Below are 24,261 nucleotides of genomic sequence, written 5' to 3'. Positions count from 1 at the left end.
ATTAAAACAGCATGCGTATTGCATTTTTGTTAGCTATTTTAGGTTAGCGGTAATAGCAAGAATGTAAACAACGTTAGAATCGAGTGTTGTAATGGAATAAGTACGTGACCCAGCAGCGGAGAATAGGCAAAGATAATTAAGATAAGGAAACTAAAACGTTCCCATTGTAAAAAGCGCATTTGCCATGCCGGACTCATTAAGGCCATGAGAAGGCGTGAACCATCCAATGGAGGAATGGGCAATAAATTAAAAATAGCAAAGTTAATATTTAAAATGATAGTGTACAGAAGCACGCGATATAAGCCGTCGGATATAGCAATGTGATGTGTGCGTATGACTGTCAGTACCGCTAAGGTAATAAAGGCAACAATTAAATTTGCCAGTGGCCCTGCGATGGATACCAACATATCATCGGTTTTCTTATCTTTGAAATTGGCAGGATTTACCATGACCGGTTTAGCCCATCCGAATTGAACGAGAAAGAGCATAATCATGCCTACAATATCAATATGGGAAAAGGGATTTAACGTCAAACGGTCCATGCGACGAGGTGTGTCGTCACCGAGCCAATCGGCTACCTGTGCATGCGCATATTCGTGAACGGCCATAGAGATAATAATGGCCGGCAATGTGGCGGCCATGGTAATTATATCAAAATTAAACATAGTCATCTCCCTTGGGGTAGTATCTGTAATATTAAAATATAAAATCAATGCTATAAAGAGATTAGCATCAAGATAAAAATATAAAGAGTAAGTGTAGACTAAAAACTAATAATAGATTAACGGAAACAGTATATGCGTCGCTATACGAAATGATAATTTGTAGCGACATAACTACTGTAAATCAGCTTACTCTGTCTGTATAGTATATCATATTGCAATGCACAACAACACCACCATTGTCAAATTCCTATTTGAAGACAAGTAATATTAGTGACTATAATAAAGGGCGGAAAGGAAGCGGTATGGCATGAAGCAACAGACAGTAGAGATAAGTGAAGAGCGACGCATTACTATTCCGCGAAGCTTGTTATGGACATTGTATGTGGAGAAGCAGATGACAACGTGGGCAGTGGCAGAAAAGCTGCAATGCAGTCAAAATACGGTTGTTCGGAGGTTACACGAATATTGTATTCCGGTACGCGGGATTAAAAAATCACTTCCCACCGATGAGATTGTCTATCTATATGAGGTGAAGGGTAAAAGTATGCAGGAAATCGCTACTATTTATCAATGCTCACATACGACAATTGGTCAGCGCCTTCATGAACATTATTGTTTGAAGGAGTCCAACAAAGCTACGGCTAATAAAAATGATGGTCGAAAGAGAGCTTCACGGCCATGTTTGCCGACGGCAGAAATTATCAAGAGCTATCAGGCGGGCACGAGTGCTACGGCAATTGCCAAAAATCTCAAGATATCACGGTGGTATGTATTAAAGGTGTTGCATCATGCCCAGATTACGATTCGCCATAGCTGTAGGTACAAAAATATTTCCGAAGACGAGTTGGTGTATCTGTATACAGTAGCTCATATGTCGACGGAAAGACTGGCTAATTTATATCATGTACGATCAGGTACGATTGCATCGCGCTTACGTGATGCGGGAGTTTCACTGCGCGGGCATCGCCGTCAGTTGGATGAGGTGCGAATTTGCGAATTGTATGCTAAAGGAATCAGCGTCAGTGCTATCGCCAAAGATCAGGGATGTTCGCACACAGCAGTGCGTTGTCGCCTGGAGAGACGAGGATTATATCGAGGTCGGAAGAAGGCAAAATCCATATAACAGCTCTTGCCGTGAAGCAGATAAATGCGTATACTTATAAATAGACTTGTATACTAACATTGAAGAGGAGCGGTTTTTATTATGGAATATATTACAGTGTTGTTACCCTTTTTAGGGGCTGGGTTTATGAGCGCCGTTATTTCGCGATTCACCGGTGTGGCCATCTCTATGCTGTTGGTGCCGACTATTTTATATATGGGCGCAACACCGGCAGAAACGATAGCATTTATGCTTACGTTTGTATTATACAATAACTTTACTGTAGAAACGCAAGATGTGCGCATGAGTGCTAAGGACTTGGTGTTCTTCCCGGGATGGCGATTGATTATACCGGTCATCTTATCATTGGTGATTGGATTAGTATTACCTTATGTAGGCGTAGGAATTTTTATTTTCTGTTTTATTCTGGAATTGGCTGCGGCTTTATATTGTCGGATTCCGGTGGAACAGCGTCCGACAGTGGCTAGTGTCGTGTATTATAGCTTGGCGGCGATGGTGGCATGTATAGCCGGGGTATTGTTGTTCCCCTTTATTCCGGCACCGTACTTCTTCATTGTTGTAGGTGTAGCTATCTTAGCGGTTACCGCATTTGCTTGGTATGCTGGTAAACATCGTGATGCTTTTCGCGGTTCTTGGGGGACTATTTGGACGGCCTTAGCTTTTGTGCTTGGCTTCGTTGGTATCGAAGCATCGTCGTATAATAAAGGACTGCGTCGTAGTTTTTCTACCGGCTTTGATGGCGTGCTATCCATTGTCATGGCCATGGGAGCTTTTGCCGGTATGATGCTGTACTTTGCTATGTACAATGAGTTCTCTATGCCGTCTCTTATTGCGGCTATTGGTTCGGCTATAGGAATTCGTTTTTTTGGTGTGTATGAATTCAGTCGTGGTGGTTCCTTCTCGTATATAGCCATTGCGTTGGCTGTGCTTGCTGTGCTTTGTCTGTATTTGGTAGCACCGGAGCCGATAGGATTTACTGCTGTGCAGCAGGTTTTCGATCAACAAGTAGTAACACCGCGTTAGAAAATTAGTTATGGGAATATCTTTGTGTAGATAAAGGAAGCCCGTCACATCTGTTATGTAGACAGATGTGACGGGCTTTTATTATATAACTATTTTTCTATGCAAATATATAACTAAAAAGAATATTTATTATAATAATTTTACAAAATAAAAGAGGAGATTATAAGATGTATGTCTAATTAGTATAACTAAGAAATAAAATAGAGAGGGTAATGACACGGGATTGTATTTTACTTTTAGGGTTTAGGTAAGGAGGTCTTGGCATGACAGTGTCACAGCAGGAACAGACTGCAATTTGGGATAAGCTGTTCAAAGTAAAAGAGAGACAAAGTACGGTGATGAGGGAGTTGTTCGCGGGATGTACGTCTTTTTTATGTGTAGCGTATATTTTGGCGGTAAATCCGATTATTTTAGGTGAAGCCGGTATGGATATGGGGGCCGTATTTACGGCGACGGCAGTATCTGCGTTTATTATGACATTGGTATTGTCTTTATATGCAAACGCGCCATTCGTTGGGGTAGCCGGCATGGGGATTAATGCATTTTTAGCTTATACTGTTGTTGTGCAGATGGGATATAGCTTTATGTTTGCACTGACCGCACAGCTGTTGTCAGGTCTTATATTTTTACTAATTGCAGTTACACCGTTTAAAGATTTATTATTTAATGCTATACCGCAGAACATTAAACTGGCAGTAACGGCCGGCATTGGTTTATTTATTACGATGATTGGCTTAGGCAGTTCAGGTATTATCGTAGCTACTCCGGGTACGATGGTGGGGATAGGCTCTTTACATAATCCGGCAGTTTTGATAACGTTAATAGGCATTATACTGATTGCTGTATTTACGGCACGGCAAGTAAAGGGTGGAATCTTTTTGGCTGTAATTATCTGTACTTGTTTGGCGTGGGGTATCGGTCTTACTCAGTTGCCGGATAAAGTGGTAGCTATGCCACCATCCATAGGGCCGGTTATGGGGAAATTTGATTGGGATGAAGTGATGCAAGCAGATATGCTATTCGTAACATTTACATTTTTATTTGTTAATTTATTTAATGTTGTAGGTGTTACCATTGGCCTTACCGATCAAGTAAAAGTATCTGGTGAAGAATCTCGCAAAACCAACGGACGCTCAATGGCAGCAGCTGCATTAGGGACAGTAGTGGCTAGTTTATTGGGAACCTCGGCCCATATTGTGGCTGTGGAGTCAGCAGCGGGAATCGCTGAAGGAGGTCGTACAGGTTTGACTGCCCTGACGGCAGCCGTTCTTTTTCTGGCTGCCTTATTTTTTGCGCCTCTCTTGATGATTATCCCTGCGGCAGCTACGGCTCCGGTGCTTATTGTAGTGGGGCTTTTCATGGTAACAGCTGTTAAAGGGGTGGATTTTGAGGACATATCGGAGGGCATCCCTGCATTTTTAACAATTATTATGATGCCCTTTGCGTATTCGATTGGTATTGGCATCGAATGGGGATTGGTAAGCTATGTGATTATTAAGGTGCTTACGGGGAAACATAAAGATATATCGCTTATCATGTATGTATTGAGCTTAATTTTTATCGGTAAAGAATTATTCATGTGATAAATGTGATTAGCATAGGCAGAAAAGAGGTATAATATGAATTACAAAACCTATAGACGACTGTCACGGATTGCGCGCGGCTTGGAAAAAGCAGATGTGGTATTGCACGGGGCGCATGTGCTTGACGTGTTTAATGAATGTTGGCGTACTGCGGATGTGGCGATTGCTGATGAGTATATTGTAGGTATCGGTACCTATGAAGGTGTAGAGAACGTCAATTGTACAGGAAAATACATCGTTCCGGGATTTATAGATAGCCATTTACATCTGGAGTCGACGCTGGTAAATCCACAGGAACTTGTCTATGAAGCCATGCAGTTTGGTACGACGGCATTTGTAGTGGATCCGCATGAAGCAGCAAATGTAGCTGGGCTTAAAGGAATTCAATATATGTTGGATGCGACAGCGCAGTGTGAAGCAGATGTATATGTCATGGCTCCGTCATGTGTACCGGCTATTGCCGGCGAAGATAACGGCGCTGTATTAGATGCGGCGGATTTAGCTAAGCTTATGGATAATCCGCGGATACTGGGACTCGGTGAGGTTATGGATTGCCCCAGTGTGTTGGATGGGGAGCCGGGAATGATGGATAAGTTAGCATTGTTTGCCCATCGAGTAAAGGATGGGCACAGTATCGGTTTATCACCGGTACAGGTGCAGGCATACGCTTTGGCAGGTATTACTACCAATCATGAATGTGTTACCTATGAAGAAGCTAAGGACCAGGTAGCAAATGGCATGTATGTATGGATTCGCGAAGGCAGTGCAGCGCATAATTTAGATGCTATTGTAAAAGGTTTAGTAGCTGACGGTGCACCGACAGCGCGCTATGGTTTTTGTACGGATGATAAACATATAGAAGATATTCAAGCACAAGGGCATATCAGTTACAATGTGCGCCGTGCTATCGAGTTGGGAATTCCCCCTATTGATGCATTCAAGATGGCTTCGTATAATACGGCTATATGTTATAATTTGCAGCGCCGCGGTGCAGTTGCACCGGGATATCGGGCTGATATGGTTATTCTCGATGACGAACGAGCACAATCAATTGCCGGTGTTTGGATACAGGGAAAGCCGGTTTCGGAATGTGTGCGTCGACCAAATGTGCCGGCGCCGGTAGAATTATTACAGACCGTTAATATTGGGCGTTTTACGGAAGACAAGCTACAGATGATTGTCAACGGGCCTCAGGCTGTGATTACAATGGTTCCGGGACAGATTGTAACGACAAAGACGGTGGAAGAGCTACCTACCATAGATGGTGTCTTTACACCTAACGCAGTATACAATAAAATTACCTGTATTGAACGGTATCGTGCATCCGGTCGTAATGGTGTGGCAGCGGTGAAAGGCTTTAATTTACATAATGGTGCTATTGCTACTTCTTTTGCTCATGATGCACATAATGTGGTAGTTATAGGTGACAATGATACAGATATGATGGTGGCTATCGACCGTATGGTACGCATCGGTGGTGGCTATGTCATTGCGTCCGAAGGCAAGGTAATAGCTGAGTTACCATTGGAAATTATGGGCCTTATTAGTAATCGGCCGCATGAAGAAGTGGATGCAAAGGTAAAGGCAATGAAGGAAGTTGCCTATGGCATGGGAATCAGTCGAGCCTTTGATCCGTTCATTAATCTCAGCTTTTTGGCATTGTCGGTAATTCCTAGTTTACGTATTACTACGAAAGGGCTGGTGGAAGTAGGTATGTAAACATGCTTCGTCGAGTGTAGAAAAAGTAAATGTAATGGGAGCAAATAATAAAAGCAATCCTGTCCATACATAGTAAAAGAAATAACAAAAGTAAAAATAAAAGCCGGTATACGATGGAATGATGGATAAGCATCATTCTTGTATACCGGCTTATTGTATGGGAAGGGGAGTAAGTCTGTGTATAAAAATACTTGTTCGAGTCCATAAATAGACTATGGGAACAGTGGCAATGCACTGTATTGTTAGCATAAGAATACTAACATATAAACGGATTGTTATCTATGATTATTGTCGATATTCATTCCCGTCAGAAGAGCTTGTTCAGAATGTTCCATGTGAAGGCGAGCAATCTTGCGAGCTTTATTAGCATCTCGATCGGCGATGGCTTCTACTAAGAGGCGATGCTCTTCCCAAGTTTTTGCAAGACGCCCCGGTTGATTCATGGATACAGTACGGAAGCGTAAAGTTTGTTCGCGTAGATTGTGGATGATTTCTACTAATCGTTCATTGCGTGATGCTTTATACAAGACTTCGTGGAAATTTACGTCGGCTTCTACAATCCTATCCATGTCTTTCTTTTCGATGTAGGTGCCGATTTCAACAAGCATTCGTTCCAAGTACTCAATTTCTTCGGCCGTAATGCGTTCGGCAGCAAGTGCGCCTGCCAATTCCTCCAAGGCGGAACGAATTTCAAAGACCTGTGAAATATCTTTTAACGAAATATCCGCCACATAAGTGCCGCGACGAGGAATCATGATAACAAAACCTTCCAGCTCTAATTTGCGGATGGCTTCGCGAATAGGTGTGCGACTCACTCCAAGCTCTTCGGATAAAGGAATTTCCATTAAGCGTTCGCCGGGCTTGAAGATACCGTCGCGGATAGCTTGTCGCAGGGTTTCACTGACAACTTCGCGCAACGGTTTATACGCATCGAGACGAATCGGTTGTAACCGTGATGTTTCTTTACTCATGCAAGTTCCTCCTTCGCATGTGTACGAGTAATAAGTGACAGCCAGTTGTGTCCGGCTGCTTTAATTTCTTCTTGTAAATCCAGTGCATCTCGGGCCTGGTTTAAATAAACGGCCATGGTAGGACCGCTGCCGGTCATGACAACAGTATGACCGCGATCGGCAAAGAAGGCTTTGCACTGTGCCAGTTCTTCGTTGTTCGGGAAGAGTAACTCTTCGAAAGTATTGCCGCTGCGCTGCATGGCTTCATCCATGCGACCGTCGTTCATAGATTTTTCCACGGCATCGATAGTAGTGCTATTAAAAGCGGATATTCCGTTGAAGCGATTATATGCTGCGCCGGTGGATACAGAAATCTCCGGTTTTACCAAAAGAAGCCAGTGTGCTTTACCGGTAGGTAAATAGCGAAGTTCTTCACCACGGCTGGTACCGCGGGCGGTACCGCCTTTTAGTAAAAAGGGAACATCGGAGCCCAGCGTTTTGGCAAGCTGGAATAATTCGGCTTCGGTCAGGCGTAAATCCCAAAATGTATTAAGCCCTAACAGCATGGCAGCGGCATCACCGCTACCGCCGCCCAGTCCGGCTGCAGGCGGTACTCGTTTTAACAAATGAATGGCACCGCCGGTGGTACATCCTGTATAGTTCTGTACAGCGCGCAATGCTTTCATTGCTAGATTTGATTCGTCGTAAGGAATCATGTCGTTCATATACGGGGGAAGTTCTGGGGCAATGCCGCTAAATACTACGGAGTGATGCTTGGCAAAGTAAATGGTGTCGCCTAAGTGAATGGATTGAAAAATTGTATCAATCGCATGGTATCCGTCGGCGCGTTTGTTGAGAATGGCCAAGCCTATATTAATTTTACTGATACTGTGTTGAACCACCGAATTCATAACTGGTCTCCTTCTTACATCATCTGTTAAAGTAGCGGCCTCATGTCGTATCCGCGTGGACAGCTACCTTACTATTTATCTATTTGTAATATAGCAATTCTACATGAAATTTGCAATAGTAAAGGGATAGTGATAATGCTGAGAAAGGGCATGATAACTGGTTTTTATTGATTTATATGACAGTTTATATTATGATGTACTTGCAAGCATCGGCGTATGCGAAGAAGTTACGGATGTACTCTCGACGCGGCGCGGATGCATATACTTTTATATGTAGGCGGTCTGCGAGCAAGTTATCGGATCGAACACAACGTAACATGGGTAGTCTTGAAGGAGGTTATCATGCTGATAAAGTGGGGTCCCACAGCGAGAACAGTAGTGCTTATTACCATTGGTGCCGTATTATTTGCAATCGGTATTAATGCGTTCATTGTGCCGCACAAATTAGTTGGCGGCGGTATCAGCGGTATAGCGTTGATGCTTTTCTATTTGACGGGTGTTCCTATTGGTACGCTGAATTTGGTGTTGAATATACCGATTTTGTATGCTGCGTATCGATGGCTGGGGCGCTGGCATTTGATGATTACACTCATTGGCACGGCTATTTCATCGTTTACGATTAATGAATTCTCCTTTTTGCAAGACTATAGCTTAACACAAGAACCGTTGGTAGGAGCTATCCTAGGCGGGATAACATGTGGACTCGGCCTTGGGGTTGTTTATCGTTCCGGCGGCAATACGGGTGGTCTTGACCCGATTGCATTGATTATTCGTAAGTACTATGGTTTGCAGATGGGAAGTATCGTCTTTGCCATTAACATGGTTATTCTCGTGATTTCGGCGGCTATTGTTGGTGTGGAACCGGCGGCGATTACTCTTGTAAGCCTATATATTTCGGCAATTATTACGAATAAGGTTATCGTTGGTTTCAGTCAGCGAAAAGCCATTTTTATTATTTCTTATAAGCCGTATAAAATTTGTGATTTGATTATTCATCATATCGGCCGTGGGGCGACGATTTTAAATGGTGAAGGGGCTTATACGCATCAGCATAAGCAGGTCATTTTAGTTGTGGTTGGCTTAATGCAGGTGGCAAAGTTAAAAGCAGCGGTTCAAGAAGAGGATCCATCTGCGTTCTTGCTCATCACCGATGCGGCCGAGGTTATTGGACGGGGATTCACCTTTGGCAGTTTACCGGAACCGCAACAGGCAGTGCAGCAGGCTCTTCACGAAGGTGTTTGTACGGAATGTGGTCATGAACACAATACTGTGAAGACTGATTATGAAAAATCCCAAGACAATCACATGGCGGTAAACGCAGAGCAAGAGAGTACATCGGCAATTGCTGCAGAAAAACCAATAAATACGGAAGCAGCTACGGCTGCGGAGAAAAAATAAAGTGATAGATGAAAGCGGTGGCGACGGCAGGTCGCCCATGAAAGGGGTACAGGTTATGATTCATCCGTTGGCGGGTAAGAAGGTACAACAGGAAGATTTGATTAATCCAGATGAGTTGGTAGAGGCCTATTACAGTAAGATACCGGAGGCAGATGATAAGCGGCAACGTGTGGCATTCGGAACATCAGGACATCGTGGCCGAGCGCAGGATACAAGTTTTAATGACTTACATGTGGCGGCTATTGCACAAGCTGTTTGTGATTTGCGTAACGAGTTCGGCGCAACGGCGCTGTGTTTTGTAGGGGCCGATACTCATTTGTTATCGTCGCCGGCGTTGGCTACGGTGTTGGAGGTGTTAGCCGGTAACGGTGTTGTAGCCGGCGTGGATGAAGATGCAGGCTATGTACCGACGCCTAGTGTATCGCGGGCTATTATCCGATATAATGAAAATCATGACAAAAAGGCAGACGGTCTGATTATTACGCCGTCTCATAATCCGCCCGATAACGGCGGTATTAAATACAATCCTCTTAATGGTGGACCGGCGGATACATCGATTACAAAACGCATCGAAGAAAAAGCCAATGCGTATATTGGGGCTGGTGGTAAAGGAATTAAACGTATTGCTGTTGATGAAATTCCACCGGAGCTGCAGGTGGAATATCCCTTCAAGCGGCTCTATGTGGAAGAATTGCCTCAAATTATTGATATGATAGCGATTCAAAAGGCGCGTCCCCATGTGTTGATTAATGCTTTGGGCGGTAGCGGTGGTGCGTATTGGGAAGCGATTCGTGATATGTACCAGCTGGACCTGACAATTATCAACGGTGAAGCGGATCCCACATTTAGTTTTATGGCCTATGATCATGATGGTGTGGTGCGGATGGATTGCTCCTCTGCCTACGCGATGGCAGAAGTGATTGCCGGCATCGGTGCGTATGATTTAGCGGTAGGAAACGACCCCGATTATGATCGGTATGGGATTGTAACAGCAGAAGGTTTGTTGCCGGCTAATCATTTTCTCGTGACAGCAGGGGCGTATTTATTTGGGACGCGGTCATGGCAAGGCAAAGGTTTTGGCAAGACAGTAGTAGTTACCGGCTTGGTAGATCGGTTCTGTAATGATAAGCACATTCCCGTTTATGAAGTACCGGTAGGATTTAAATATTTTGCGCCGCTCCTCTTTGATGGAACCATTGGTATTGGCGGTGAAGAAAGTGCAGGCGCGTCGTTCTTGAAAAAAGATGGCACCGTATGGACTACGGACAAGGATGGAATGATTATGGGACTATTGGCTATGGAAATGTTGGCAACTACGGGTCAATCACCGGCACGGTTATATGAGGCATTGACGAAGGACTACGGTACGCCGGTATTTACACGTGTGGATACAGCTTGTGATGCAGAAACAAAGGACGTATTATCCCATTTATCCGGTAACGATGTTGTCGCAGATACTTTAGCCGGTGAGACCCTGGAAGAAGTGCGGACAACGGCATATCATGAGGCGCTAGATATTGGCGGTCTTAAACTGACTACGGTTAATAGCTGGTTGGTAGCCCGACCGTCGGGTACAGAAAATCTGTACAAGATATATGCGGAAACCTTTGCCGGTAAGGCAACGCTGGATGCGTTAATCAAAGAAGGTCAGCGTATTGTGGATGATGTGGCACGTCCGTAATAGAGCTACCATGCAAAGTAATGCATTGAGGCAGGTAATGGTTGCGGATAAAGAGATAGCGTGTTTTTGTTTATCAACCGGCACCGAGTGTGATATAATAACCGTGTATTTTGAGAAAATAAGGCCTTTGTATTGACAGTGGCCTATTTCCTTTAGAGAGGAAAGAGAAGGTGGATCACATGAAACTGGTAGTGACGGTAGTAGGGTTGGATCGAGTAGGGATAACGGCCGGTGTGGCAACAACATTGGCGGAAAATGAAGTGAACATCGTATCTATTAATCAGACGATTTTAGATGGCATGTTCAATATGATTATGATGTGTGAAGCCTCAGATGCATCTGATTTGGAGCATATTCAACAGGCCTTGGCTAAGGTAGGGGATGCATTAGGTGTGCAGGTACGAGCACAGCATGCAGATATTTTTCTTAGCATGCACCGCGTAGGGTAGGTGATACTATGCTAAGTATAGAAAATATCTTGGAAACTAATGCAATGATCCACGAAAATAAGCTGGATGTGCGAACTATTACTATGGGCATCAGCTTGTTGGGATGTACAGCTACGGATGGTCGTCGCCTTTGCGATAATATTTATGATCATATCGTACGGGAAGCGAAGGAATTGGTAGCTACTGGTGAAGCAATCGAACGCGAGTTCGGTGTACCGATTATTAATAAGCGCGTATCGGTGACTCCTATATCGATTGTAGCCGGCGGTAGTGACTTGAAAGATTATGTACCGGTGGCCAAGGCGCTTGATAGAGCAGCTAAAGAGGTTGGTGTTAACTTTATCGGTGGATTTTCCGCATTGGTGTCGAAAGGGTACACCGAAGGAGATCGACGTTTGATAGCGTCTATTCCGGAAGCATTGGCCATGACGGATTTAGTGTGCAGTTCCGTCGGCATAGGTTCTACCAAAGCGGGCATCAATATGGACGCAGTGGCTGAAATGGGACGCGTTGTTAAGCAGACGGCAGAGCTCACTGCTGATAGAGATGCCTTTGGTTGCGCTAAGTTGGTTATTTTCTGCAATCCCGTTGAAGATAATCCATTTATGGCCGGTGCCTTCCACGGTGTTACGGAAGGTGATACGACCATCAGCGTCGGTGTCAGTGGCCCGGGGGTAGTAAAACATGCGTTGGAAGCGGTACGTGGTAAGCCGTTTGATGTAGTAGCGGAAACGATTAAGCGTACGGCTTTTAAAATTACCCGCGTAGGGCAATTGGTAGCACAGGAGGCATCGCGCCGTTTAGGAAAGCCTTTCGGCATTATTGATCTTTCCTTAGCCCCGACACCGGCAGTCGGTGATTCGGTGGCTCATGTATTGGAGGAGATGGGAATTACTTCTTGCGGAGCGCATGGTACGACGGCCGCATTGGCGCTTTTAAATGATGCCGTTAAAAAGGGTGGTCTTATGGCGTCCTCTCACGTAGGCGGACTCAGTGGTGCGTTTATTCCAGTCAGTGAGGATAAAGGCATGATTGATGCTGTATCGGTAGGAAGTCTAAGCCTTGAGAAATTAGAAGCAATGACCTGCGTATGCTCGGTAGGTCTTGATATGATTGCCGTGCCCGGCGATACGTCGGCAGCGACGATATCGGCGATTATTGCCGATGAAGCAGCTATTGGCATGATAAATAATAAGACAACAGCAGTACGTCTTATTCCCGTACCGGGAAAAGGAGTAGGCGATGTTGTTGAGTTTGGTGGACTATTGGGGTATTGTCCGATTATTGAAGTCAGCCCGTTCAGTGCTGAGGAATTTATCAATCGAGGCGGCCGGATTCCGGCGCCCGTACGTAGTTTGACGAACTAAAGGGTGGCACGAGGAGGTGCTCAAATGACGGTGTACGTATTAGCATTTGTAACGGCATTGTTCGTTACCTATGTCTTGACACCGATAATTAAACGATTGGCAGTACGCGTAGGTGCGATGGATGTGCCGGATGCCCGTAAAGTGCATCATGGCTCCATCCCACGTTTAGGTGGGTTAGCAATCTTTATTGGTTATATTGTAGCTGTAGTTGCTACTGTGTCAGATCTGTCTTCGGTGATGGGTCTTATTGTGGGCTCAATCATCTTGATTGCCGTTGGCGTATGGGATGATGTTAAGCAAATTGGTCCTAAAACTAAATTATTAGGGCAGATATTGGCAGCAGCAGTATTGGTAGCCTTCGGCGATAAAGTAGAGTTTATTACCAATCCATGGGGGCAAATGATTTATCTCGATTACTTCTCTATTCCGTTAACAATTTTTTGGATTGTAGGCTTTACAAATATTGTGAATTTAATTGATGGGCTTGATGGTTTGGCTGCAGGAATTTCTTTAATTTCCTGTATTGCTATCTTTACGGTACTTCTGCAAATTGGTCAAAGCGATTTGGCTTTGGTAACAATGGCATTGGCCGGAGCAGCTTGTGGCTTTTTACGCTATAATTTTAACCCTGCCAAGATTTTTATGGGCGACACCGGAAGTATGCTCCTTGGTTACACGATGGCGGCCGTATCGGTTATTGGCGCAGTAAAGACAGCGGCAACTGTATCTTTAGTGGTGCCGGTTATTGTATTGGGGCTTCCGATTTTGGATACTACCTTTGCGATTATTCGTCGTAAAATTAACAATCGTCCGGTATTTAAACCGGATAAGGGGCATGTACATCACCGCCTATTGGCCATGGGGCTTACACAAAAACAGGCAGTGTTATTGATGTATGCGGTGACGACGGTACTCGGTTGTGTAGCGGTTATCGTGGCAAAAGTAAATATTCTGGTTGGAATTGTGCTGGTAGCGGCAATTCTGCTTGCGTGTGTCATTGTGGCGACCAAACTAGGTGTTATCGCAAAGGATAAAGCGGTATTAGCTTTGGATCGACAGCGAGCGCAAATGGCCGGGAAGGACAACAAATAAAAGCGCCTTGCCCCATTAGGGGCAGGCGCCTTCATCACATATAGGATAGCTTTTATAAATCAAGGTAGCTGACTTTTCTAATGTAAAAGAGACTATGCATAGAAGTTGAGCACAGGTGGGAGGTATATCATGTTAAAAGTAATGACGGTATTCGGTACTAGGCCGGAGGCAATCAAAATGGCACCAGTAGTAAAAGCCTTGGAAGCAGCGCCGGATATGGAGGCGATTGTGACGGTAACGGCACAGCACCGAGAAATGTTAGATCAGGTATTGCATTTATTTTCTATTACACCGGATTATGATCTCAATATTATGAGTGCCGGCCAGACTTTATATGACGTGACGACGAAGGCCTTATTAGGGCTTAAAGACGTGTTGGAAGAAGCAAAGCCTGATGTGGTATTGGTGCATGGCGATACGACAACAACTTTTGCCGGAGCATTGGCTGCATTTTATCAGGAAATCCCTGTAGGTCATGTAGAAGCAGGCCTGCGGACGGGCAACATTTATTCTCCTTTCCCAGAAGAAATGAATCGAAAATTGACCGGCTCTTTAACTACATACCATTTTTCGCCTACCAGCAGTGCGGAAAAGAATCTTCTAAAAGAAAATATTTCTTCCGAACACCTGTATGTGACGGGGAATACAGTTATTGATGCGCTGCGTACAACTGTGAAGGAAGGGTACCATTTTGAAGAAGAACTGCTGAATAGTCTTGATTACGAACAGAAACGCATTATTCTCGTGACAACACATCGCCGTGAAAATTTAGGCGAGCCGATGCGTCACGTATATCGAGCTATCCGTCGATTGGTACATGAATTTGATGATATTGAGGTAGTTTTCCCGGTACATCGCAATCCGAAGGTACGGAGCATAGTGGCTGAAGAACTAGGCGATACAGAAAGAGTACATCTTATTGATCCCTTGGAATACGAACCGTTCGCTAATTTGATGGCACGCTCATACTTACTGATGACTGACTCCGGGGGCATACAGGAAGAGGCACCGGCGTTGGGGAAGCCTGTACTAGTATTACGCAATACGACAGAGCGACCGGAAGCGGTAACAGCGGGAACTGTTAAATTGGTAGGTACTGATGAGGAAGCAGTGTTTATGACGGCTCGACGTTTATTATCGGATAAGGAAGCTTATGCATCTATGGCGAATTCCGTTAATCCTTATGGTGACGGGGAGGCTTCGCGGCGTATTATTGAAGCATTGCGTTTTGAATTGTTGAACAGTGGTAAGCGCCCTGATCGATTTGGCTACTAATTGAACGGTAGAACTAATAGGTTGAAAATCATGGCTGATAGAAAGCTGTATTATATTGTCAGGGAATAGTGAGATGAAAGAATATATCCATCTGTCGAAGACGAAATAAGATAAATGATGATTTTTTTGCATATACAGTATGAATGCGATAAAATAAGACATTTATTTATCAATACACTAGCTATAATTGATTGTTATATCAAAAAATCTAGTTTTCTATCAGTTTAAGTAATTAGAGTTTATTTGAAGAACAATGCTATAATAGTACAGTATTAATAGTGGTATAGTAAAACACATCGTAGAATGTGTGACACTATTACTATACGAGGACGAAATAGTGCGACAATAAACGGGGTGACGTCATGAAACAGGATAGGTCTGATATATGGCAGGCTGTCAGTGTGGCGGCCACTGCGGGTATGACTATGGTTGTCTGCATTGCTCTCGGCCTATTCCTGGGCAGTCGGGCAGATGCTTGGCTGGGATCATCACCGTGGTGTTTGTTGATAGGTGGTCTATGGGGCGGCATAACCGGTTTGTGGTCTATTATCAAGCAAGCAGCGGGGCGACGATGAGACGTAAGTTATTTGAGAGGTACGCATGGAAGTATATCAACAGTATGTGCAGCGCATGCTCAAATTATTGGTCATTACGACAATCGTCATAGCCGTACTTCTTTATGTCGGTGGCGGAGCGCGGTTCGTTGGTGGCTGGCTGTGGGGCGGAGGTACAAATTGTGTGTATTTCGTTATTTTAGCAGCACAAGTGAGACGTTGGCCGGATATACCACCGGAAAAGTTGAAAAATAAAATTCGAATGACAGTAGTGAGCCGATTCATTCTGGTTCTGGCTATGACAGCGATTGCTACCCGCATACCGGGTGTGCATATGCTGGGGGTACTGGCAGGGATGATATTACTCACACCGTTACAATATCTTGATTATTGGTTGGGACAGAGGCGCAAGTCATTGCCCCGTTAGCTAGTAGATTAGGTGCATAGGAGGGAGGTGGAAGTATGGAACTGCACGCAGGGCACCATACTATAGCCCATTTTGCCGGAATGTCCTTTAATATGGACACGTTGTATATGACTTGGCTGGTTATGGCTGTTGTCATACTTATCGGTTGGTTGGCTACGCGTAAACGCGCCATGGTGCCACGAGGGACACAAAATGTGATGGAGCTTATTTTGGAAGGCTTGGCAGGACAGCTTAAACCAAGTTTAGGCAAGTATTGGGGATTGGTTAGTTCAATTCTGTTTACGTATTTCTTGTTTTTGCTCATCAGTAATGAGTTGGGATTAATTCCGAGTCCGCACATTTTGGCATCGCCGACAAATGACTTAAATACGACATTAGGATTAGCTTTGACCAGTTCGGTCATCGTTTGGTTTGTCGGTATTAAGGCCCACGGGCCGGGGTATTTTAAACACTACTTACAACCGTTTGCGCCGTTTATTGTCATTAACCTACTGGAAGAAGTGGCAAAACCGATTACGCTGTCTTTCCGTTTATTTGGCAATATTTTGGCCGGTGAAATCATGTTGGAAGTACTCAATTACTTATCGCCGTATTTGACGCCGATAATTTGGCTTGCTTTCAGCTTGGTGGTAGGTATCATTCAGGCATTTGTATTCACAATCCTAGTAACGTCCTATTTGGGCATGAGTATAGGTGAAGAACATTAATTACATTTGAGGAGGAATCTTATTATGGAAAAAGCATTTGTACTCGCTATCTCGGCTATCAGTGCCGGCTTGGCAATCGGTTTCGCCGCTATTGGGGCCGCTATCGGTGACGGTTTGGCTACAGGGAAAGCATTGGAAGGTATGTCTCGTCAACCTGAAAATGCAGGTAAATTGTTAACGAACATGCTTATTTCGGTTGGTTTGATCGAATCCGTGCCGATTATTGCTGCCGTTATTGCCATTGTATTGGTATTTGCTAATCCGCTGATTGATTTACTCTAATTTATCACCTAAGCAGAGGGGGTTTGACCGTTGGTAGAATTAAACGGTACATTGCTTGTGCAGTTCATAAACTTCTTCATTCTGGTAGCTATTTTGGCAAAATTTGCCTATAAACCGCTGTTAAAGGTGATGGAAGCGCGTAGCGAACGTATTGCCCGCGATTTGACAGGTGCGGAAGAAGCAAAGGCTAAGGCAGAGGCTCTTCGCGTTGAATACGAAGCACAGTTAGCCGATGCACGTCGCGAAGCGCAGATAATTATTGAAAAAGCGGTAAAACAGGCGGAAGCCGATTCGCAAGCACAGATCAAAGAGTTGCGTGAACAGTTGGCACGTGAAAAAGAACAAGCCCGTCAGGATATCGTACGCGAAAGAGAAAAGGCAATGCGCCAGCTTCGTGAAGAAGTGGTTACTCTTTCCGTGGCCATTGCTGGTAAGGTGGTAGCTAAGGAAATAGATAGCAAAGCGAATGCGGCATTGATTAATGATGCGATTGAAAAGCTTGACGGCAAAGCGATAGGGTTGTGATGCTATGAGCGTAGATATTATAACAGACAAATATAGCACCGCCATCTTTGAGTTGGCTGAAGAGAATCATATTCTCGAGCAAATGGAAACAGATCTTTCTTATGTTAAGGAAGTATTGGACAGTCAGCCGGAACTGAAAGCACTGCTTGTATATCCGGCGTTGGATGCCAAGAAGAAATGTGATGTGCTGGGAAAAGTTTTTGGGACGGCCATCCACACATTGGCACTCCATTTCTTGTATGTTATGGTAGAGCGTGGTCGCGGTCGTTACCTGAGTGCTACAATCCGAGAATACCTGCGTAAGTCGTGGGCAGCTCGCGGTATTATGGAAGCCACGGTGACGGTAGCGGAACCATTGTCTGATGAATTGGAAACAAAACTGAAGGACAAGCTAAAAGCCATAACAGGCAAGCAGTATATTTTCGATGTCAAAGTAGATCCGTCTGTTATTGGCGGTTTTGTCATCAAAATCGGAGATACGCGTATTGATGCCAGCATGGCACGGCGCCTTGAAGATTTGAAAACATATTTGCTTAAGGCAGGTACGACAGAGATTGGGGTGAATGGTTAAGTATGAAAATGAAGCCTGAAGAAATCACTGCCATAATTAAACAGCAGATTCAGGACTACAATGTGGAACTTAACGTTGATGATGTAGGTACTGTTCTCGAAGTCGGGGATGGTATTGCGCATATATACGGTCTTGAAAAAGCCATGGCCGGCGAGTTGTTGGAACTGCCCCATGGTGTATATGGTATGGTACTGAACCTTGAATTGGATAACGTAGGTGCCGTGCTGTTAGGGGATGACTTCCTTATTAAGGAAGGCGACCAGGTACGTCGTACGGGACGTATCATGCAGGTTCCGGTAGGGGACGGCCTTATCGGACGTGTTGTTAACGCCTTAGGACAGCCGATTGACGGTAAAGGCGATATTAAAAATGATGGGTATCGACCGGTAGAATATCCGGCACCGGGGATTGCAGATCGTAAGTCCGTATTCGAACCGTTGCAGACAGGGCTCAAGGCGATTGATGCAATGGTACCAATTGGTCGTGGTCAGCGTGAACTTATTATCGGTGACCGTGGCACCGGTAAAACTGCGATTGCTCTTGATACTATTTTGAACCAAAAGGGACAGGATGTTATTTGTATTTACGTTGCTATCGGTCAGAAAGAATCGACGGTAGCCCGTGTTGTACAAAAACTGGAAGAAGCCGGTGCAATGGATTATACCATTGTGTTATCTGCCGGGGCATCCGAAGGGGCACCAATGCAGTACTTGGCACCGTATGCCGGGGTAGCTATGGGTGAACACTTTATGTATCAAGGTAAACATGTGCTTTGCGTATATGATGACTTGTCTAAACAGGCAGCTGCATATCGTGCAATGAGTTTGCTTCTTCGTCGCCCGCCAGGGCGTGAAGCATATCCGGGCGATGTATTTTACTTACATTCCCGTTTGTTGGAACGTGCAGCTAAGCTGTCCGATGAACTCGGTGGTGGTTCCATTACGGCGTTGCCTATTATTGAAACACAGGCTGGTGACGTATCGGCATACATTCCGACCAATGTAATTTCTATTACTGATGGTCAGATTTTCTTAGGCACTGATATGTTCTACTCCGGTGTTCGTCCGGCCGTTGATGTAGGCCTTTCTGTATCTCGTGTTGGCGGTAGTGCACAGATTAAAGCGATGAAACAGGTAGCTGGCAAGCTTCGCCTTGACTTGGCTCAATATCGTGAGTTGGCAGCGTTTGCTCAGTTTGGCTCTGATCTTGATAAGTCGACGAAAGCGCAGCTTGATCGCGGTGAACGTTTGACGGAAATGCTCAAACAGCCACAGTACTCTCCACTTCGTGTAGAAGAGCAGGTAGTATGTTTGTATGCGGGCACTAACGGTTATTTTGCTACTATTCAGGTAGCTGATGTACCGGCATTCCAAGCAGAGCTTTTGCGCTATGTTCACAGTAACTACGCAGATATTCTGACGTCTATTGCTACGAGTAAAAAGCTTAACGAAGCTACGGAAGAACAGCTGAAAAAAGCAATTACCGAATGCATTCAGGCCTTCGGTGCTACCCATACATTAGTAGCAGAGGAGGCCTAGTAGATGAGCAGTGCACAGGATTTACGTAAGCGTATCAAAAGCGTTAAAAATACGCAGCAGATTACGAAGGCCATGAAAATGGTAGCGTCTGCTCGATTGCGCCGTGCACAGATGAAAGCAAAATCTACGGAGCCCTATGCGGAACGATTGGGGCACATTTTACAAAATGTAGCCTCCGGTATTGATGCAGGTGCTATGAAAGCTTATCCTCTGATGGCAGCTCGGTCGGTGAAAAAAACGGCCTATGTGGTTATCGGTGCAGATAAGGGGTTGGCCGGAGCATATACGAGTAACATAGTAAAATATTTCGTACATGCCGTAGAAGGTAAGGAACGTAATGAATATGACGTTTTTACTGTGGGCCGTAAACCACAAGAGCACTTGAAGCATCATAAATACCCGATTTATAACTCTTACGCAGAATTTTCCGATAAGCCGGAGTATGCGCATGCCGTAGCCATTGTACGCGATGTGACAGCACGGTTTATAGCAGGAGAAGTAGATGAAGTTATTATGATTTACACTCACTTTGTGAATTCGCTTACTCAAACGGTAACGAGCCGTCGATTACTACCGGTAGAGACACCGGAAGAAAAGAGCGGCAGTACCGGCTTATACTTATTTGAGCCGGATGAAGGAGCAATTTTCAAAGAGCTGTTGCCTAAGTATCTGGAAATTACGGTATATAACGCATTATTGCAGGCAGCAGCCAGTGAACTCGGGGCACGTATGACGGCGATGACATCGGCAACGGACAATGCAGGTGAGCTAATCAGCAGTCTTAATTTGGAATACAATAAATTACGCCAAGCCGGCATAACTAACGAAATATCAGAAATTGTCGGCGGTGCGAATGCGCTGCAATAGCAGTCGATAAAGGAGGAGAGACCTCTTAATGAGTACAAATATCGGTAAAGTTGTACAGGTCATCGGACCGGTAGTCGACGTCTTATTCGAAGCGGGTAAGTTGCCGGCTATTTACAACGCAATTCATATTAAAAAAGAAGATGCCGACGGCAAAGAAGCTACCATTGTGGTAGAGGTCATGCAGCACCTCGGTGACGATACGGTGCGTGCGGTAGCTATGAGCTCTACCGATGGTTTGACACGTGGTATGGAAGCTGTTGATACAGGTGCAGCTATTTCTGTACCTGTCGGCGAAGGCGTATTGGGTCGTATCTTCAATGTTCTCGGTGAAACCGTTGACCATGATCCGACTCCGGTGAAGGCTGACGAAAAGTGGCCGATTCACCGTCCGGCGCCTAAATTTGATGACTTGGCACCGGAAACGACGATTCTTGAAACGGGGATTAAGGTTGTTGACCTCATTGCTCCGTATGTAAAGGGTGGTAAAATCGGTTTGTTCGGTGGTGCCGGTGTTGGTAAAACCGTACTTATCATGGAATTAATTCATAACATTGCTACGGAACACGGTGGCTATTCCGTATTCTCCGGTGTAGGCGAACGTACCCGTGAAGGTAATGACTTGTGGAATGAAATGAAGGAATCCGGCGTTATTTCGAAAACTGCTTTGGTATACGGGCAGATGAACGAACCGCCAGGAGCTCGTATGCGCGTAGGTCTTACTGGTCTTACGATGGCAGAATATTTCCGTGACGTACAAAAGCAAGACGTGTTGCTTTTCATCGATAATATTTTCCGCTTTATTCAGGCAGGCTCCGAAGTATCGGCTTTGCTCGGACGTATGCCGTCTGCTGTTGGTTATCAACCGACTCTGGCTAATGACGTAGGTGCTCTTCAGGAACGTATTACGTCTACGAAGGAAGGCTCTATTACATCGGTACAGGCTGTATACGTACCGGCGGATGACTTGACTGACCCGGCACCGGCAGCGACATTTGCTCACTTGGATGCAACGACGGTATTGTCTCGCTCCATTGCGGAATTAGGGATATATCCGGCTGTGGATCCATTGGATTCTACCAGTCGTATTCTTGATCCTCTCGTATTGGGCGAAGAACATTACAAGATTGCTCGCGGTGTACAGGAAGTATTGCAGAAATACAAAGACTTACAGGATATTATCGCTATCCTCGGTATGGAAGAATTATCCGAAGAAGATAAATTGACGGTAGCGCGAGCACGTAAGATTCAGCGTTTCCTCAGTCAGCCGTTTTTCGTAGCGGAAGTATTTACCGGATCTCCGGGGAAATACGTACCGCTTAAAGAAACATTGCGTGGCTTTAAGGAAATTCTGGAAGGCAAGCATGATGAATTACCGGAAGGGGCTTTCTACATGGTAGGTACGATCGATGAAGCCGTTGCCAAGGGAAAGGAAATGCTGGGAAAGGGGGAATAAGCTATGAGTAGTGCGCGCACAGTGCGTTTAAATATCATAACCCCCGATGAAACCGTCTTCAGCGGTGAAGCGAGCTTTATTGTAGCACGCTCCGTAGGCGGCGAGCTTGGTATTTTACCAAAGCATGCACCGATGGTAGCTGCTCTTTCGATTTGGCCGCTACGAGTTGATACTGCAGACGGTGGGTCACATTATTTTGCGGTGTTCGGCGGCTTTATGGATGTGCATCCCGACGAAGTTACGATTGTTACCCCTAATTGTGAGGTACCGGCCTCAATTGATGTGAATCGCGCACAACGTGCTAAGGAACGTGCGGAAAAACGATTGAAGGAACGTTCTGAAGATATCGATATCGACCGGGCTAGATTAGCATTAGCACGGGCGTTGATGCGTCTTGATGTAGCAAAATATAAGTAGGTCTGTCAGCTGGGACGAGAAAAAATATAAAAATCCTGTTGACAGCGTGGGAAATAACTGCTATAGTTATCACATCGAAACAATAACACAATGTAGAGACAATGAATGGATAAGTACCCGCAGGGTGTTGGCACAGAGAGTCCCGTTAGGTGAAAGGGGATGCAAAGGAATGCGGTGAAAATGGTCCGGGAGTCATCAAGGCGGAATGCGAAAGCTTTAGTCTTGACGGATGCAACCGTTACAGTGCCGCGGTATAATCTTCCCGGGGGAAGACGTACCGGTTGAGGGATAGAGTGTGAGCTTTATCTGAAGCAAGGTGGTAACACGTTACAATGAGTATAACGTCCTTGTTCGCGAAAGCGAATGAGGACGTTTTTTTATTACGAGGTACAGCTTAGCGATAACCGTGGCAAGCGTTATGGTTTTGATTAGAGAGAAACTGGTTAAGAGGTGAGTGCATAACGATTAGAAAAAGGTATATAAAGGAGCTTAATGAGGAACAGAAGAGAGTTATAACAAGAAGAGAAAGATAAGAGAGCAGAGAGAACAACGAAGATATATAACATGTTTACATTGAGAACAAAAGAGAGATAATCGGTGCGAAGAGGTGAGAGACCTTTGCCCGATAGAAATTAAAGGGGTTGAGAAAGACAAAGAGAACATACATTGAGGCAGGAGGGAGCAGACATGCCGATAACGGTAGTCAAACAGTTGCCGGCCATTGAGAAGCTGGCGGAGGAAAATATTTTTGTGATGGATACAAAGCGTGCGGAAACGCAAGATATCCGACCGTTACAGATTTTAATTGTGAATTTAATGCCTACGAAGGAAGCAACGGAAACACAGATTTTACGAGCGCTTAGCAATACGCCGTTACAGCTGGAAATTACACTGTTATATACGGCCTCCCATAAGGCAGCTAATACGACGAAGGAATATCTACAAACCTTCTATCGTACTTTTGATGCTATTAAGGAAAATTATTTTGATGGAATGATTATTACCGGTGCACCGGTGGAATTGATGCCTTTTGAAGAGGTAAATTATTGGGATGAACTAACCGGTATTATGGAATGGAGTAAGAGTCATGTATATTCCACTCTCTATATATGCTGGGGAGCGCAAGCAGGTATTTATTATCATTTCGGGATTGATAAGGAAACATTGCCGACGAAGTTGTTCGGTGTTTTTGAAAATAAGGTAAACAATACACGGCCCATGCTTTTGCGAGGTATGGATGAAGTATTCTACATGCCGCATTCCCGTCACACAACGGTACCTATCGAGCGCATTCGCGAACAAAAAGAACTGGAAATCCTCGCAGAATCAGAAGAAACAGGGGCAGCAGTAGTTCGCAGCTTAGATAATAAGCATATTTTTGTGTTTGGTCATGCTGAATACGATAGAGATACACTGCAAAAGGAATATGAACGCGATGTGGCATTAGGGCTGGATATTGAGGTGCCTAAAAATTATTATCCCAATGATGATCCCCGCAGAGACCCCATTGTTAGATGGCGTTCCACAGGTACATTATTATTTACTAATTGGTTAAATTACTATGTGTATCAAGAAACGCCGTACATCATAGAGCAAATTAAAAAAATGAAGGACAAAGTTAGCCACAGTTGTGGCCAATAAGAGATATTTTTTATTAGCCGGCGTGAGAAACCGGCGAGAAGGA

At 44.8% G+C, this 24,261-nt stretch carries 24 protein-coding genes; 21 read left to right on the top strand and 3 right to left on the bottom strand.

Annotated elements, in window-relative coordinates; genetic code table 11:
* Positions 1-38: 38 nt before the first annotated feature.
* Positions 39-665, bottom strand: coding sequence for a site-2 protease family protein (locus Q5873_RS01140; RefSeq protein WP_288189792.1), 627 nt, complete (start codon positions 663-665; stop codon positions 39-41).
* A gap of 307 nt (positions 666-972) precedes the next feature.
* Between Q5873_RS01140 and Q5873_RS01135 the strand changes: the two genes are divergently transcribed.
* The 4 genes from Q5873_RS01135 to ade all read left to right on the top strand — a co-directional run bounded on the left by Q5873_RS01135 (position 973) and on the right by ade (position 6,113).
* Positions 973-1,788, top strand: a complete 816-nt coding sequence (locus Q5873_RS01135) for a hypothetical protein (protein ID WP_028254575.1) — start codon at positions 973-975, stop codon at positions 1,786-1,788.
* Positions 1,789-1,869: 81 nt separating this feature from the next.
* A complete protein-coding gene (locus Q5873_RS01130) occupies positions 1,870-2,811 on the top strand; it encodes a hypothetical protein (RefSeq protein ID WP_308525861.1) in 942 nt (313 codons plus the stop codon).
* A gap of 263 nt (positions 2,812-3,074) precedes the next feature.
* Positions 3,075-4,394: an NCS2 family permease gene (locus tag Q5873_RS01125; RefSeq protein ID WP_303058973.1), complete on the top strand. Its 1,320-nt coding sequence runs from the start codon at positions 3,075-3,077 to the stop codon at positions 4,392-4,394.
* A gap of 36 nt (positions 4,395-4,430) precedes the next feature.
* On the top strand, positions 4,431-6,113 hold the full coding sequence (gene ade, locus Q5873_RS01120) for an adenine deaminase (protein ID WP_303058972.1): 1,683 nt from the start codon (positions 4,431-4,433) through the stop codon (positions 6,111-6,113).
* A 275-nt stretch (positions 6,114-6,388) separates the two neighbouring features.
* Here the strand turns inward: ade and Q5873_RS01115 are convergent, their stop codons facing one another.
* Entirely contained in the window at positions 6,389-7,084 is a 696-nt protein-coding gene (locus tag Q5873_RS01115; RefSeq protein ID WP_028254571.1) for a GntR family transcriptional regulator, read from the bottom strand.
* A complete protein-coding gene (gene ispE, locus Q5873_RS01110) occupies positions 7,081-7,974 on the bottom strand; it encodes a 4-(cytidine 5'-diphospho)-2-C-methyl-D-erythritol kinase (RefSeq protein WP_205087942.1) in 894 nt (297 codons plus the stop codon). Before ispE ends, Q5873_RS01115 begins: the two co-directional genes overlap by 4 nt.
* 342 nt (positions 7,975-8,316) lie before the next feature.
* On the opposite strand from ispE, the gene Q5873_RS01105 reads away from it, so the two are divergent.
* The 17 genes from Q5873_RS01105 to metA all read left to right on the top strand — a co-directional run bounded on the left by Q5873_RS01105 (position 8,317) and on the right by metA (position 24,218).
* Entirely contained in the window at positions 8,317-9,372 is a 1,056-nt protein-coding gene (locus Q5873_RS01105) for a YitT family protein (protein ID WP_303058971.1), read from the top strand.
* 55 nt (positions 9,373-9,427) lie between these two features.
* Positions 9,428-11,053, top strand: a complete 1,626-nt coding sequence (locus Q5873_RS01100) for a phosphoglucomutase (protein ID WP_303059005.1) — start codon at positions 9,428-9,430, stop codon at positions 11,051-11,053.
* A 179-nt stretch (positions 11,054-11,232) separates the two neighbouring features.
* Positions 11,233-11,502, top strand: a complete 270-nt coding sequence (locus Q5873_RS01095; RefSeq protein WP_028254568.1) for an ACT domain-containing protein — start codon at positions 11,233-11,235, stop codon at positions 11,500-11,502.
* A gap of 8 nt (positions 11,503-11,510) precedes the next feature.
* Positions 11,511-12,869 carry a PFL family protein gene (locus tag Q5873_RS01090; RefSeq protein ID WP_303058970.1) on the top strand — a complete coding sequence of 453 codons (1,359 nt, stop codon included), beginning with the start codon at positions 11,511-11,513 and terminating at the stop codon, positions 12,867-12,869.
* A 24-nt stretch (positions 12,870-12,893) separates the two neighbouring features.
* Complete coding sequence (locus tag Q5873_RS01085) at positions 12,894-13,961, top strand: glycosyltransferase family 4 protein (RefSeq protein WP_288301291.1); 1,068 nt, start codon at positions 12,894-12,896, stop codon at positions 13,959-13,961.
* A 129-nt stretch (positions 13,962-14,090) separates the two neighbouring features.
* Positions 14,091-15,236, top strand: a complete 1,146-nt coding sequence (gene wecB / locus Q5873_RS01080) for a non-hydrolyzing UDP-N-acetylglucosamine 2-epimerase (RefSeq protein WP_028254565.1) — start codon at positions 14,091-14,093, stop codon at positions 15,234-15,236.
* Positions 15,237-15,598: 362 nt separating this feature from the next.
* Entirely contained in the window at positions 15,599-15,811 is a 213-nt protein-coding gene (locus Q5873_RS01075) for an AtpZ/AtpI family protein (protein ID WP_028254564.1), read from the top strand.
* A gap of 25 nt (positions 15,812-15,836) precedes the next feature.
* Entirely contained in the window at positions 15,837-16,217 is a 381-nt protein-coding gene (locus Q5873_RS01070) for an ATP synthase subunit I (protein ID WP_028254563.1), read from the top strand.
* Between the two features lie 35 nt (positions 16,218-16,252).
* Positions 16,253-16,924: a F0F1 ATP synthase subunit A gene (atpB, locus tag Q5873_RS01065; RefSeq protein ID WP_303058969.1), complete on the top strand. Its 672-nt coding sequence runs from the start codon at positions 16,253-16,255 to the stop codon at positions 16,922-16,924.
* Positions 16,925-16,948: 24 nt separating this feature from the next.
* Positions 16,949-17,206 carry a F0F1 ATP synthase subunit C gene (atpE, locus tag Q5873_RS01060; protein ID WP_028254561.1) on the top strand — a complete coding sequence of 86 codons (258 nt, stop codon included), beginning with the start codon at positions 16,949-16,951 and terminating at the stop codon, positions 17,204-17,206.
* Positions 17,207-17,236: 30 nt separating this feature from the next.
* Complete coding sequence (gene atpF / locus Q5873_RS01055; protein ID WP_303058968.1) at positions 17,237-17,731, top strand: F0F1 ATP synthase subunit B; 495 nt, start codon at positions 17,237-17,239, stop codon at positions 17,729-17,731.
* A gap of 4 nt (positions 17,732-17,735) precedes the next feature.
* On the top strand, positions 17,736-18,302 hold the full coding sequence (gene atpH / locus Q5873_RS01050; RefSeq protein WP_205087936.1) for an ATP synthase F1 subunit delta: 567 nt from the start codon (positions 17,736-17,738) through the stop codon (positions 18,300-18,302).
* Between the two features lie 2 nt (positions 18,303-18,304).
* A complete protein-coding gene (gene atpA, locus Q5873_RS01045) occupies positions 18,305-19,840 on the top strand; it encodes a F0F1 ATP synthase subunit alpha (protein ID WP_303058967.1) in 1,536 nt (511 codons plus the stop codon).
* A 3-nt stretch (positions 19,841-19,843) separates the two neighbouring features.
* Positions 19,844-20,707 carry an ATP synthase F1 subunit gamma gene (gene atpG / locus Q5873_RS01040; RefSeq protein WP_303058966.1) on the top strand — a complete coding sequence of 288 codons (864 nt, stop codon included), beginning with the start codon at positions 19,844-19,846 and terminating at the stop codon, positions 20,705-20,707.
* Between the two features lie 28 nt (positions 20,708-20,735).
* Positions 20,736-22,160, top strand: a complete 1,425-nt coding sequence (gene atpD / locus Q5873_RS01035; protein WP_028254556.1) for a F0F1 ATP synthase subunit beta — start codon at positions 20,736-20,738, stop codon at positions 22,158-22,160.
* A gap of 3 nt (positions 22,161-22,163) precedes the next feature.
* On the top strand, positions 22,164-22,577 hold the full coding sequence (locus Q5873_RS01030; protein WP_303058965.1) for a F0F1 ATP synthase subunit epsilon: 414 nt from the start codon (positions 22,164-22,166) through the stop codon (positions 22,575-22,577).
* Positions 22,578-23,264: 687 nt separating this feature from the next.
* Complete coding sequence (metA, locus tag Q5873_RS01025; RefSeq protein WP_288301283.1) at positions 23,265-24,218, top strand: homoserine O-acetyltransferase MetA; 954 nt, start codon at positions 23,265-23,267, stop codon at positions 24,216-24,218.
* Positions 24,219-24,261: the final 43 nt, after the last annotated feature.

The sequence above is a fragment of the Veillonella magna genome, from assembly GCF_959600285.1.
GTDB lineage: Bacteria > Bacillota > Negativicutes > Veillonellales > Veillonellaceae > Veillonella_A > Veillonella_A magna.
This window is presented reverse-complemented; position numbering and strand designations above follow the sequence as displayed.